General features: G+C 71.6%; 12 protein-coding genes and 1 pseudogene. 3 read left to right on the top strand and 10 right to left on the bottom strand.

Annotation, left to right across the window (positions count from 1 at the left end; all coding sequences use genetic code 11):
- The 8 genes and pseudogenes from E0D90_RS16645 to E0D90_RS16680 all read right to left on the bottom strand — a co-directional run.
- On the bottom strand, positions 1-472 hold a 472-nt coding region (locus tag E0D90_RS16645; protein ID WP_157996875.1), incomplete at its 3' end, for a helix-turn-helix domain-containing protein.
- A 117-nt stretch (positions 473-589) separates the two neighbouring features.
- A complete protein-coding gene (gene purB, locus E0D90_RS16650; RefSeq protein WP_130799074.1) occupies positions 590-2,020 on the bottom strand; it encodes an adenylosuccinate lyase in 1,431 nt (476 codons plus the stop codon).
- A gap of 149 nt (positions 2,021-2,169) precedes the next feature.
- Positions 2,170-4,605 (bottom strand): right-handed parallel beta-helix repeat-containing protein, encoded by a 2,436-nt coding sequence (locus E0D90_RS16655; RefSeq protein ID WP_227870267.1) that lies wholly within the window; start codon positions 4,603-4,605, stop codon positions 2,170-2,172.
- 330 nt (positions 4,606-4,935) lie between these two features.
- Positions 4,936-5,445: a mycothiol transferase gene (locus E0D90_RS16660; protein WP_103501538.1), complete on the bottom strand. Its 510-nt coding sequence runs from the start codon at positions 5,443-5,445 to the stop codon at positions 4,936-4,938.
- Positions 5,446-5,673: 228 nt separating this feature from the next.
- Positions 5,674-5,724, bottom strand: a pseudogene (locus E0D90_RS28495) (hypothetical protein); the annotation flags it as partial.
- Positions 5,725-5,860: 136 nt separating this feature from the next.
- Positions 5,861-6,820: an SDR family oxidoreductase gene (locus E0D90_RS16670; protein WP_130799075.1), complete on the bottom strand. Its 960-nt coding sequence runs from the start codon at positions 6,818-6,820 to the stop codon at positions 5,861-5,863.
- A gap of 236 nt (positions 6,821-7,056) precedes the next feature.
- Positions 7,057-8,289: a serine/threonine-protein kinase gene (locus E0D90_RS16675; protein WP_130799076.1), complete on the bottom strand. Its 1,233-nt coding sequence runs from the start codon at positions 8,287-8,289 to the stop codon at positions 7,057-7,059.
- Positions 8,290-8,542: 253 nt separating this feature from the next.
- A complete protein-coding gene (locus tag E0D90_RS16680; protein WP_103502511.1) occupies positions 8,543-9,091 on the bottom strand; it encodes a DapH/DapD/GlmU-related protein in 549 nt (182 codons plus the stop codon).
- Between the two features lie 179 nt (positions 9,092-9,270).
- On the opposite strand from E0D90_RS16680, the gene E0D90_RS16685 reads away from it, so the two are divergent.
- Positions 9,271-10,344, top strand: a complete 1,074-nt coding sequence (locus tag E0D90_RS16685; protein WP_103502512.1) for a LysR family transcriptional regulator — start codon at positions 9,271-9,273, stop codon at positions 10,342-10,344.
- Between the two features lie 92 nt (positions 10,345-10,436).
- Here the strand turns inward: E0D90_RS16685 and E0D90_RS16690 are convergent, their stop codons facing one another.
- Positions 10,437-11,087, bottom strand: a complete 651-nt coding sequence (locus tag E0D90_RS16690) for a class I SAM-dependent methyltransferase (RefSeq protein WP_103502513.1) — start codon at positions 11,085-11,087, stop codon at positions 10,437-10,439.
- A 151-nt stretch (positions 11,088-11,238) separates the two neighbouring features.
- On the opposite strand from E0D90_RS16690, the gene E0D90_RS16695 reads away from it, so the two are divergent.
- A complete protein-coding gene (locus E0D90_RS16695) occupies positions 11,239-11,763 on the top strand; it encodes a hypothetical protein (protein ID WP_103502514.1) in 525 nt (174 codons plus the stop codon).
- 634 nt (positions 11,764-12,397) lie between these two features.
- Here E0D90_RS16695 and E0D90_RS16700 read toward each other — a convergent pair.
- Complete coding sequence (locus tag E0D90_RS16700) at positions 12,398-12,772, bottom strand: glyoxalase (RefSeq protein WP_103502516.1); 375 nt, start codon at positions 12,770-12,772, stop codon at positions 12,398-12,400.
- Between the two features lie 113 nt (positions 12,773-12,885).
- Between E0D90_RS16700 and E0D90_RS16705 the strand changes: the two genes are divergently transcribed.
- A complete protein-coding gene (locus E0D90_RS16705; protein ID WP_130799077.1) occupies positions 12,886-13,278 on the top strand; it encodes a winged helix-turn-helix transcriptional regulator in 393 nt (130 codons plus the stop codon).
- Positions 13,279-13,430 lie beyond the last annotated feature (152 nt).

Raw genomic sequence — 13,430 nt, forward strand, 5'->3', positions numbered from 1 at the left:
TCCCCGGCGTGCCCACCCCCGCCACCCGCAACGAGCCCCGCGAGACCCCCGCTGCCGCCAGGACGTCAGCGACCGCCCCGACGGCCGCCGCCAGCCGCTCCTCCGCGGAGGCCGTCTCCGACACCTCCCGCGCCGCCGTGCCCAGCCGTCCACCGGCCAGATCCGCCAGCACCACCGACGCCCGGTGCGCGCCGATCTCCACCCCGAGGGCGTGGCCGGCCTCCGCCCGGAAACGGAACCGCCGGGCCGGCCGGCCCATCCGCCGCGCACCGCTCCCGCCGGCGGCCTCCGCGGCCAGCCCCGCCTCCGCCAGCCCCTCGATCACGCCTTCGACCGTCGGTCGCGACAAGCCCGTCACGCCCGCCAGATCGGTCAGCGTCGGCGGAGTGTCCGCGGACCGCAGGGCGCGCAGGACCGCCGCGGAGTTGATCTTGCGAAGCAGGGACGGGTCACCGCCCGTGAGCTTCCCCACCGTCCGCCTCCCTGGGGTCGCCGCTGGTGGGCGCGATCGTAACCGCTGACACGCCCACCCGCGAGAGGCGGACACCGGCCGTGTCCCACCAGCGCCGCCCGAAGGAGACCGTGACCCTCAGAGAATGGCCCCCGGGGCGTAGTCCGCGGCACGCGGATACCGCTTGGTGACCTCCTCGACCGCGGCCACCACCTCCGCCACCTGCGCGGCGGCGCCACCCGTGAAGGAGAGCCGGTCCGCCATCAGCGCCGCCAGCCGCTCGCGGTCCAGCGGGATCCGCGTGTCCTCCGCGAGCCGGTCCAGCAGCTCGTTGCGCTCCGCGCCCTCCCGCAGCGCCAGCGCCGAGGCCACCGCGTGCTCCTTGATCACCTCGTGCGCCACCTCGCGGCCGACCCCCGCCCGCACCGCGCCCATCAGCACCTTGGTCGTCGCCAGGAACGGCAGATAGCGGTCGAGCTCCCGGTCGACCACCGCCGGGAACGCCCCGAACTCGTCGAGGACCGTCACGAACGTCTCCAGCAGCCCGTCCCACGCGAAGAACGCGTCCGGCAGCGCCACCCGGCGCACCACCGAACACGAGACGTCGCCCTCGTTCCACTGGTCGCCCGCCAGCTCGCCCACCATCGAGGCGTGACCGCGCAGAATCACGGCGAACCCGTTCACCCGCTCGCAGGAGCGCGTGTTCATCTTGTGCGGCATCGCCGAGGAACCGACCTGCCCCGCCCGGAACCCCTCGGTGACCAGCTCCTGGCCGGCCATCAGCCGGATGGTCTTCGCCAGCGACGACGGAGCCGCCGCCAGCTGCACCAGCGCGGTCACCACCTCGTAGTCCAGCGACCGCGGGTACACCTGCCCCACCGAGGTCATCGCGGTGGCGAACCCGAGGTGCCCCGCGACCCTCCGCTCCAGGTCGGCGAGCTTGTCCGGGTCACCGCCGAGCAGGTCCAGCATGTCCTGGGAGGTCCCCACCGGGCCCTTCACCCCGCGCAGCGGGTAGCGCGCCAGCAGCTCCTCCAGCCGCCCGAACGCGACCAGCAGCTCGTCGGCGGCGGTCGCGAAGCGCTTGCCCAGCGTCGTCGCCTGCGCGGGGACGTTGTGCGAGCGGCCCGCCATCACCAGACCGGCGTGCTCGCCCGCCAGCCGGCCCAGCCGCGCCAGCAGCGCCACCGTCCTGCTCCGCACATGCTCCAGGGACAGCCTGATCTGCAGCTGCTCCACGTTCTCCGTGAGGTCCCGGGAGGTCATGCCCTTGTGGACCTGCTCGTGGCCCGCGAGCGCGTTGAACTCCTCGATGCGCGCCTTCACGTCGTGGCGGGTGATCTTCTCCCGCTCGGCGATCGAGGCCAGGTCGACCTGCTCCAGGACGCGCTCGTAGTCGGCCAGCGCCTCCTCCGGCACGGCGATCCCCAGATCGCGCTGCGCCCGCAGCACGGCCAGCCACAGCCGGCGCTCCAGGATCACCTTGTACTCGGGGGACCACAGCCGGGTCAGCTCCACCGAGGCGTAGCGGCCGGCCAGGACGTTCGGGATGCGGGGCTTTGCAGTCACAACCAGGGATTCTACGGTGCGCCCACCGGGCCGCGGCTGCTGCCCGCCGGGCGGACGGTGCTCCGTCGGTGTACCCCGACGGAGCACCGTCGGGCCACCCGGGGCCGCCACCGCGCGTGACGGTGCGCGGCAGCGGCCCCGGCGGCCGGTCAGCGGCGGCTGCCGTCCAGCGCGCCGATCACGGAGCGCTTGGTGCCGGCCTTGTTCAGCTCGCTCTTACGCGCAGGCCGGAGGAAGTCACCGTGCAGCGGGGTCCCGTCCTTGGCGCGCTCGTAGCGTCCCGGCAGCACCAGCGACCGGAAGTCCGCCGCGGTCGCCGTGGTCGAGCCGTCACCGTTCACGGACCTCTGGCCGTCGAAGAGGACATTGGTCCGGTCGACGTCCCCGGAGATGAAGTCGGCCGCCGGCTCGGCGCCGCCGCGGCCCGTCGCCGTGCGGAAGGACAGGTTGTCGCGGTAGACGCCCTGCTCCTCCGGAGTGAAGTAGGGCGAGAACCGGATCAGGTAGTTGAAGCGCTTGTTGTCGAAGGAGGTGTTGCCCGACAGCCGCAGCTGCCCGGGATTGAAGTTGTCGGTGAAGCCGTCCATGTTGTTGTCGTAGGCGATGTTGCCGCGCACGACGTGGTTCACGGGCAGTCCCTCGCCCCCGAGCTTGAAGCCGTTGCCGAGGTTGCTGTTCTCGTTGTGGCCGTCGCTGAGGCGCCCGTTGGCGTACGCGACGTTGTTCTCCAGCGTGATCGGCATGTTCGGACCCTCGTTGGTCCGGTTGTAGAGGTCCCAGCCGTCGTCGATGTTGTGGTGCGAGATGTTGCCCCGGAAGACGTTGCCAGCGCCGACCCCGAGCTTCGCCGCGAAGCCGTCGGCGTCGATGTCGCTCGCGTCGCGGTTGTCGTGCGACTCGCTGCCGACGATCAGGTTGTGCGAGGGCCACAGGTCGGGGTTGTCACCGCTCCCACTGAGCTGGAAGCCGGTGTTGCCGTTGTGGTTGAAGGTCATGCCGGAGATGGTGTTGTGACTGCCGCTGACCCGCATCGCGTTGTTGGCCGCGCGGGTGATCCGGAAGCCCTCGACGCGCCAGTGGTCGGCGTCGAGGCGCAGCACCACGCTCAGCGCCTCCCGTCCGTCGATCACCACGGAGGCGCCGCGGTAGGGCTTGAGCGTCTTCGGGGACCGCTTCACGCCGCTGTAGGACTCGCTCAGGTTCAGGGTGCCGGCCGGCTCGTAGGTGCCGCCGTGCAGCAGCACCTGGCCCCCGGGGGCGACGTACTTCAGTGCCGTGGGCAGGTCCACGGGGCGCGACGCCGTGCCTGCGGCGGACGGGGTTCCGGCGGGGGAGGCGTGGATGGTCCGGCCGTCCCCGCGTTCTCCGTACGCCGTGTGCTCGACGGTGAGGGACCGGCTGACCGGAGTGGTCGAGGGGCCCTCGGACGGGGTGAGGGTGAGGGTGAACTCGGCCCGGTCCGAGCGCAGCCGGACCTTCTTGCTGAACACCTCGTGTGCGTCGAGCCGGGTCTTCGCGACGCGCTTCCCGGTGCCGTCCGTGACGGTCAGGGTTCCGGCGTAGTTCGGCCGGGCCTGCAGCGTGTACTGGCGGGTGCTGGTCTCCGCGGGGGAGAGCAGCGCCAGCGCGGGCTGCTCCGGCGCGGTCTCGACCGGCGGCCGGGGCTGGGTGTCGGCCTCACTCAGTTCCAGGTTCGCGTTGTCGAAGCTGACCTTGGCGTTCCGTGCGGCGTAGAAGCCGACGTGCATGCGGTCGGGGTCGATGTCCTGCACCCAGTCGGCACCGGCGACGCGCCGTTCGAAGGTGGCGGGCTCGCCCGCGTGTGTGAAGGTCGCGGACATCACGAACTCGGTGTCCGTGCGCTCCAGCCGCAGGCTGACGGGCGTGCCGACCGGCAGCGCGTAGCGGGAGTCGGTGGTGAGGGCGGCGGCGCTGAGTTCGCTGCCCGGGTTACCCCAGGGCTCCACGACCCCGGTGCGATGGATCCCGCTGACGCCGTGGCGCATCATGCCCGTGCCGAAGATGTTGGAGGCGGCGGGAACCTCCTCGAAGCCGTCGACCATCGGCTCCTGACGCGGAGCGCCGTTGACGTCCCGGATCATAATTCCGGCACTGTCCTGCGAGTTGGGAGTTGCCCCCGTCTCCGGTCCGAACTGCTCCACCGTCATGTCGGCCGTGAGCACGAAGTTGTCGGTGTTCGCGTCCAGCGTCGTCTGGTAGAAGGTCAGGCCGTCATGCCCCTGCGCCAGCTTGCCGCCGCGGCTCTCCAGGACGATCCTGCCGTCGATGGTGCCGGGGTGCTCCGGGGCCGCGTAGTTGGTGCCGATCTTCTCCGGCAGCACGTTGGACGCGAAGTTGAGGTCGGTGGACTGGCCGAAGGTGATGGCCTCCCAGACAAGGTCGCCGGCGGCCGCCGTAGCCGTGGTCTGGGCCGCGGTGACCGCCCCGACCGGCGGTGCGGTCTGTGCGACGGGAGCGGCCGCGAGTGTCCCCGAGGCCAGCACGGCGACGATCAGGGCGCCCACCCCGGATCGCGCGGGCCGTGGCCGGCGCACCGTTCTGGACCTCGTTGCTATGGATCTCATCCTCAACTCCCATTCGGGGGAACGCGACCCCCGCCTCGGGGTGAGCCGGGGGCGGCGTCCGCACTGGTCGGCCCGGCATAGTCAAAGGGCGGGAGAGTCCCAGGTCAACAGGCAGGAAGCGCTTTCTTTCCGGAGTCGCCGCCACGGCGCTCCGACCTGCGCACATACCGGCCGCCGGTCCGGCCGGTCCCGGGCCGCGACGGGCAAGGCGGACGCGGAGCGGGTGGCGTGCCGCCCCGCACCGGACGGAGCGTCAGCCGCTCAGACCCGGCCGTCCACCCGCCTGGACGACGTGCGACAACGGGCGACGACGGGCGACGAAGCGCGCCGTCAGCGTCCGCGCAGCATCCCGCGCACGTACGCCGCCTGGCCCGCGTGCTCCAGGTCGTCACCCAGCACACTGACCAGCCGGACCCCCAGCGTGACCGGTGGGTCCCAGGAGGCGTCCACGATCTCCTCCAGATCGCGCGCGCGAAGACCGGACACGAAGTCGAGCGTCCGCTCGTGGACCGCGTCGTAATACCCGGTCAGAAGGTCGCCGGAGGTGACACGCACCGCCTCCACCTCCGCCGCGCCGTGCCCGTAGCCCGTGTCCGTCTCGGGGAGCGCCAGTCCGAAGCGCTCCGCCCACCCCTGCGTGTTCCAGACCTGCTCCGTGCCGGCGGCGTCCGCGACATGGTCGTCCTGCACCCGGGTGAGGTGCCAGACCAGCCAGCCGATGGGGTTGGCGCCCTCGGCGGGGCGGGTGTTGAGGTGCTCCTGGGGCAGGTCGTCCACGACATCGTGGACGACCTCACGGATGCGTCCGAATCCGTCGGTGAGGATCTGCTTGGCGTCCATCCGCCCATGATGACCCGGTGCCGCGTGCCCGCTCCCGTACCGACACGGACGCGACCGGGTGGGTGGCCCGCCGGCCGGCTGCCCGGCCACCCTGCGACGCTCCGTCACCCAGGCCCCGCCACTCCGTGACGCCAGGCCCACGAGGCGACCTCCCCACGGGTTCCGGGCCGCGATCCCCGTCTGCGCACTGCCCAGATGCGTCTTGACCGTGCCCACCGTGATCGACAGCCCCTCGGCGATCTCAGCGTAGGTGAGACCGCCCGCCACCAGCACCACCACATCCCGCTCGCGCGCCGTCAGCGCGAGACCGACGGACGGCGTCCGGCACGGTCCGCGCTCGAACAGGCGACCGGCCGGCGGCGGTGACGCGTCGAGCGTCGCGCGGGCGGCTCGTCACGGAGACGGTGCGGGCTCTTCAGCGCGGGGGAGTGGTCCGGTCGCCGTCGAGGGGCGCCCCCGTTCGCCCGTCCGTGGGGTTCCAGTCCGCGCGCCCGCCGTCCCCCATGACCCCGGTCGCCGACCGCAGCTCCTCCAGCGGCAGCTTGCGCATCTCACGTCGCGCGATGTGGCCGACGACCGCGGGGAAGAGGGGCCGCAACGGCTGGCAGTACCTCAGCCAGGGCGGCGCGTAGATCTGGTGCGAACGGCGCGTGATCCCGGCGGTCAGCCAGTCGGCCACCCGTTCGGGGGAGTGGACGCGCCGGGCGGGCCCCGGCTGGTTGGCGCGCAGGGCGCGCAGGACCGGGTGCAGGTCGAGGTCGGCGACCATGTCGGTGCCGGTCCAGTGCAGGTAGGCGATACCGACGGTGACACCGTCCGGCTCCACCTCGCCGCGCAGCGCCAGCGCGAACGACTCGGCGCCGGACTTGGACGCGCAGTAGGCGCTCATCATCGGCGCGGAACCGAACGCGGCGGTGGAGGCGATCTGCAGGAAGTAGCCGCGCGAACGGGCGAGCTGGGGGAGGAAGGCACGCGCGGTGTTCGCCGCGCCGACGAGATTGACCTCGATGACGCGCCGCCAGAGGTCCGGATCACACGAGGAGAATGGCCCGCCCGCCGCGATCCCCGCGTTGGCGACCACGACCGAGGCCGGGCCGAACTGCTCCCCGACCCGCTGGGCCGCCCGGGCGAGCGCGGCGCGGTCGGTGACGTCCACCTCGATACAGATGCTCTCGCTGGAGAGCTCGGCGGCGGCCTGGAACAGGGTCTCCTTCTCCCGTCCGAGCAGCGCGACCGTCATCCCCGCCCCGGACAGGCGGCGGGCGAGCGCCTTGCCGACCCCCCGGGCGGCGCCGGTCACCACCGCGACCCGTCCCCGCAGCCTCGTCTCGGCCACGGACCCGTCGACCACTGCCCTTCGCGGATGAATCTGCATGATGTGGTCCCGTCTCTGTGACCGCCGACCGGGGACACGGCGGGCGCTCGCGGCCCGGGGCGTCGTGTCGCCGCTGTGGGATCCACGCGTTCCCCGCCCCGCCCCGCTCGACACTCACCCGGCCGGTGGACCCCGGGACGCCGGAGCGCCGGGGCGCCCGAGCACCGGGCGGGGGCGCTCCCCGTACACCAGCTCCATCGCCCCCGGCTCCACCGCCCGGCGCCGGTGACCGGGCCCTACAGCGCCTCGGAGACGAGCACGACCAGCAGGGCGGCCAGTCCGATCAGCCCGGCCACGATGGCCAGCACCGTGAGACAGCCGCGGCGGAAGACCCCGACCCAGGGGCGCTCGTCCGTCGTCGGTGGCGCCGGTGCCCTCGGGCCGGTTCCCGGGCCGGGCGGCCAGGCCGGCGCGTGCTGCGCGTGCTGGGGGCGGCCGTACGCAGCGTGCGGCGACGGGGCCGGGAACGGTTGCGGCAGCGGCGGCCCGAAACCGCCCGAGGGGTGCTCGCCCGCTGCGGACGCCGGCACAGCCGCCCGCGCGGTGATCGCCCGGGTGGCGCGGGAGATCGCGTCGGCGCGGCTGGCGTGGTCGGCGCGGAGCGCCTCGGGCAGCGCCGCCCGCCACGGCCGGGAGCCGTGGCCCTCAGCCATGACGCGGGTGAACCGTTCGGCCAGTTCCGCCGGGAGCGGGCGCTCGGCGGGGTCCTTGGCGAAGGCGTCGGCGAGGGCGTCCCGCAGCAGCGGCGGCAGCCCGCTCAGGTCGGGCTCGTGGTGGACGACGCGGTACAGGAGCGTGGGCACCGACGCCGACTCACCGGGCCGCAGGAACGGCCCATGACCGCAGGAGGCGTGGTGCAACAGCGCGGCCAGCGAGAACACATCGCTGGCGGGGGTGAGTTCGCCCTCGCCGTTGGCCTGTTCAGGCGAGAGATAGCCGGGTGAACCGATCACTCCGCCGGCGGTGGTGAACCGTGACTCGTCCACGGTGTGGGCGATGCCGAAGTCGATCAGCAGCGGATTGCGCGGACCGAGCAGCACGTTCCCCGGCTTGAGGTCGCGATGGATCAGTCCGGCCTCGCCCACGACCGTGAGCGCGCGGGCCAGCTCACGGCCCAGGACCGGCAGCAGGTCGGCCGCCACCGGCCCGTGCTGCTTGGTCCAGTCCAGAAGGGAGGGCGCCGGAACGTACTCGGTGGCCAGCCACTGCCGGCCACCCGGCTCACGGCTCCAGTCGACGACCGGCACGGTCCACGCGCTGCGGACCCGGTCCGAATTGCTGATCTCCCGCCCGAAACGGGCACGGAAGCCGGGATCACGGGTGAGATCGGCGCGGATCGTCTTGAGCGCGAGCGCCCTGCCGCCCGGGCTCTGCGCCAGGTAGACGCGGCCCATCCCTCCCTCGCCCAGGATGCCCAGCAGCGCGTAGCCGCCGACCTCTGCCGGGTCGTCCGGCGTGAGCCTCTCCATGACACAACTCCCCAATGGCAGCGCCCTTTCGGCACCCGGACGCGCGGCAAGGAGGACTGTAGATCACCGTCGGTCCCGCCCGCTCCCGGCCTGCGCGGGCGGGCCCGTCCCCAGCCGCGCGCCCGGGAGCGGCGGCCTGTCCCCCCGGCGCGGACAACGCGGCCTGCTTCGCAGCGGCGAGACCGCCCACCCCGGAGAACCGTCGCTCACCGACGACGAGAGCGACATCTCCGGGCCGTGGGCCGGCCCGGCCTCAGGCGCCCCACTGCCGCCGTGTGAACGCGGCCGGCCCGGTCACCAGGGTGTCGGGCGGAACGTCCTTCGTGACGACGGCTCCGGCTCCGACCACGGCACCCCGACCGATCGTGACACCGGGGAGAACCGTCACCGCCGCGCCGAGCCATGCGCCGGCCTCGACGGTGACGGGAGCGCGAGTGATGAACTCCGCGCGCTCGGACGCCGGAAGCGGATGGTCGGACGAGATGAGGTTGGTCTTCGGGCCGATCAGGACGCCGTCGCCCAGGTGGATACCGCCCTGGTCCAGGAAGGTGCAGCCCTGGTTGACGAAGACGTTCTCGCCGAAGTCGATGCCGAACCCGTGGTCCGTGTAGAACGGCGGAAAGACGGTCACGGAGTCCGGCATCGGCTTGCCGATGATCTCGGAGAACAGCGCCGCGCGCGTGGCCTTGTCGTCGAAACTCAGGACGTTGAGCCGGGAGGTGAGTGTGGTCACGTGCTCGATCCGCTCGGCCACCCGCGCGAACTCGGGGGTGCGGACGTAGAGGCGGTCTCGCTCAGGCATGGTTCCTCACAGGGGGTGCTCCGGATACAGCTGCTGGGGCGACCTCTCGTCACGGCTCGTACGAGAAGCCATCAACCAGAGGTTGACCCGAGCCATCAGAACTGCCGGCAAGCTCCGGAATCAAACAACCAACAGGGCGGATCTGATCAACTCCTGGTTGTCCGCATAGGATGAGACGCATGGACGTCATGGCCGTGCGCACCTTCGTCGCCGTCGTCGACGCCGGACAGTTCCAGGAGGCCGCCGTCGATCTGTCGGTCACGCCTCAGGCGGTCTCCAAGCGGATTGCCGCCCTGGAGAAGGAACTCGGTGTCCGGCTCCTTCGCCGCGACGCCCGCGGAGCACGGCTCACCATCGACGGGCAGGCGTTCCTGCCCCACGCCCGCGCCTTCCTACAGGCCGCTGAACGTGCGATCACGTCCGTGCGACCGGGACACCGGGCACTGCGCGTCGACGTGATCGGCCGCCGGCTCTCCCTCGCCGGCCTGCTGCGCGACTTCCACCGTGCCCACCCCGAGATCGAACTGGACGTCGTCACGCTGTTCGACTCCGACACGGCCGTCGCCGCCGTCCGGGACGGAACCATCGACGCGACGTTCCGCGCCCTGACCATGCCCGGGCTGCAGCTCCCCCGCGTAGTGGAGACCACGCCTGTCTTCGACGAACCGCTGCACTTGTTCACCGGACCGGGGCACGAGTTCGCGAACGCCCGCGCGGTCACTCCCGCCCAGCTCGCCGGCCGCCGGATCTGGATGCCCGGCAATCTGCCCGGCACCGAGTGGTCGGCGTACTACGACGAGTTCGCGGCCACCTACGGCATCGTCGTCGACTCGGTCGGCCCGGACTTCGGCATCGAGCCCCTGCTGGACACCATCGCCGGTTCCACGACACTGGCCACCTTCGTCAGCGAACAGACCCCGCTGGTGTGGCCCGTCGGCCACGACCTGCGCCGCATCCCGGTCACCGACCCGACCCCGCTCTACCCGCACTCACTGGTCTGGCACGTCGACAACCACCACCCGTCCCTGGCTGCGCTGCGCCGTCATCTCACCACCGCCTACCCCGGCCGCCCCGACGGCGGCGTCTGGGTACCGGAATGGAGCCGCAGCGAGCGGTCGGCACCCCTGGTGAACCGACAGACCGAGGGAGACGGCCGCGCCGAGCGTGACAGAAGCGCAGGCGGACCTCGGCTGACCACCTCGGGGCGGGCCGTCAGCGCCGCCTCGCCCGCGCCGGAGCGTACCCGCGCCTGATCACGAAGATGAGGGCGGGCCAGCCGCTGTCCCATGGGCGTCGCCTGCGGTGGGCCGTGGCCCCTCGGTCCTTCTCGCCTACGGCGGCGGGATCAATGCCCCCCGCGATCGCCCTGGTGGAGGCGGGCCAGCAAGTGGGCGTCGAGGAAGCCCCGTTCGGAGGCCGGGTCGTGCAGCAGCCGGGCGAAAGGGATGAGCCCGGCCCCGGCCAGCAGCTCGGCGAACCGGTCCACCGGCCAGCTGTAGGCGGGCGCCACCTTGTGGTCGAACCAGACCGGCTCGGGTCCGTCGGTCGCGAAGAACGAGACCAGGAGCAGGCCCCCGGGTGCCAGGACACGCGCCTGTTCGGCCAGCAGCGCGGGCACTTCCCCCGGAGGAGTGTGGATCATCGAGTAGTGGGCCATCACACCGCCGAGCACGCCGTCCTCTATCGGCAGCGCCTCCATCCGCGCCGCGTCGAACCGCAGCGACGGGTGGGCGCGTCGGGCGTAATCGACCATGGCCGGGGACAGGTCGAGGCCGAAGGCGTCCAGCCCCAGGTCGTGGAGCATGGCAGTCAGATGCCCGGGCCCGCAGCCGACGTCGGCTGCCCGCAGGTTCTCCGTGCCGCGGACCAGCTCAGCGAAGGTGCCGACCATGGCCCGTGTGAACGGCCGCGTCTCCAGCCGATCGGCGAACGTCGACGCGTACAGCTCGACGATCTCGTCGTAGGCCGCGCTGGTCTCCTCCTGGTGATCCCCCACGGGGACGAAACTAACACCGGAGCGGCGCCGTCGCCCCGCGATGCCGTGCCCGCACGGTTCGCTGCCTCCTGACGCGGAACGCGAGGGCGGGTCCCGCGCGGACTCGGCCGTGGGTAGCCTCCCCCCAGGGAGAGCTGACACTCTGGGAGCCATGGGCGCGGAAGGAACCAGGCCGGAACCGGAACTCTCGACGCGGAGTGGGCTCAGGGCCCTGGGCGAGGTCGCGTGCCGCTACCGGGCGGGTGAGATCGCCCCGGAGGAACTGCCGATGATCGCCGCGGAGGCGCTCGCAGCGGGCCTGGACACGCCGACGTTGTGCGAGCTGGCCGGTTGGCCCCGCAACGCGGACACTCGCGATATTCGCGACCTGTTCGAGCGAGCACTCGCCGAGTCCGGAATCGATTTGCCCGATCGAGGCCTGGCGCGGTGTCACGCACTGCGCCGGATGGCGGCAAGACTCCTCGACGGAGAGCTGACTCCCGCTGATCTGGCGACGGATGACTGGTGGGAGACGGAGGTCCAGACCGAGGAGGAGCGATCTTTCGTGGTACTGATCCCGCAATGCGACTGCTGCATCGAGTACACGCTCGGACTTGACCAGCGGGCCTGGGCAGCCCAATTGCACGACGCCGCACGTGCCCTGACGTTGTCTCCGCAGCTCCAGCCGGGATGCTGAACCGGCCCGCCGGGCGTGCCCTGGTCCATCGGAACCGAGGTTCCCACGTCCGTCCCGCGCGCGGCGAGGTTCAGCACGCCCCGCGTCGCGTCGAGGCGTTTGGCGGCGGTCTCGCCCGCGCCGGTAGCGGTTCCGGCCACCACCCTGGCCCGGCCGAGGGGCCACCACTACAGGACTACGCCGGCACGCTGATGACATAGGTCCCCACACCACTGCTGTTGTCGCCCCGCGAACCGGCCGGCCCGGTTGCCTCACCCCAAGCTGCCGGCCCCGATGCGGTGCGTCCGATCAGAAGGAAGCCAGTTGCGCGGCGGTTGTAGCGGTGCGGCACAGCTCCGGCCTCACTTCTGGCCTGGATGGTGGCCGGGTGCCGTCTGGAACGCTGGTTGCTCGGTCGAACGTCCGGGTGGGTCGACGGCCAGCGCGTGGCCGAAGTCGCTGACGCTTCAATGCCGGTGGCGAAGTGCTGGCACCTCAGAGCCCTGTGCCACACCCGCTCTCGCCCGTTCCCGTCCTGGTGATGGTGGGTGTGTGGTCGACATTGCCGTCCCAGTCCCATTCCGGCGCGGGCTGGTCGGCGGCCTCGCTCAAACGGGCTCCACCGGCCTCACCGGCACCGCGCTCCGGCCTGCACCTATGCGCCGAGTACCTGGCGCCGGACGTCCGGCTTCCATTCGACGTACTCGGCCTCTACTCCGCCCCGGTGACGGGCGTAGAGGAAGCGGCCGGTTGTGCTGGTCGCCTCCTGCGTGGTGATCTCGGCGCCTGCCTCATCCAGCGCCAGTCGTGTCTGGTCGAGGTCGGAGACGATGACTGTGGCCGTGGCGTGGGCATACCGAGCGCGTTCCTCGGCCGGTCCGGCGATGACCAGGAAGTCGCCGATCGCGGCGATCTCGATCTCGTCGAAAGCGAACTGCAAGTCCGGGTGCTGTCCCGTCAGGCGCTCCAGCAGGGGGAGGGTCGCGCTCAGGTCGTCGGCCCAGAGGCGGGCGTACGTCTTGAGAATCATCATGGCTCCAGGAGTCCGTTCACGCTGCGAGCGTTATCCAGCGGATACGGACTAACCCTAGGAGAGTATGCTCTGAGCTGGAAGAACGCACTTTTCCGTGAGAAGGGCACCTCGTGGTAACCAAGCAGCCGGCCCGTGATCCGGCCGATACCGACCTGACCCGTGCCGACTCATTGGCCCGTGAGGTCTTCGCGGGCGTGGCCAACAAGTGGGCGTTGTTGCTCATCAATGTCCTGGCCGACCGCACCCTGCGGTTCACCGAGTTGCAGAAGGAGGTCGGAGGCATCAGCCACAAGATGCTGTCCCAGACACTGCGACACCTCGAACGGGACGGACTGGTCGACAGGACCGTCCACCCGGTCGTGCCACCGCGCGTCGAATACCGCCTCACCGAAGCCGGCCAGGCACTGCGCGCCACGGTCAACGGTATGTGCACCTGGACGCGCACCTATCTGGACCACATCGAGGAAGCCCGACGCCGGTTCGATTCCACCCGCGCCGTGTGACATGTGAGCTGCACTGATCTTCGTGGAGTCCCTGAAGCCTGGGTTACGCTTCCAGGCGTAAGGAGAACCACGAGTTGTGCCAGCACCACGTAAGTACCCCGATGAACTCCGTGAGCGCGCGATCCGCGAGGTCCGCTCGACCGGACGCCCGA

The organism is Streptomyces otsuchiensis, assembly GCF_004305975.1.
In the GTDB taxonomy this organism is placed as follows: Bacteria; Actinomycetota; Actinomycetes; order Streptomycetales; family Streptomycetaceae; genus Streptomyces; species Streptomyces otsuchiensis.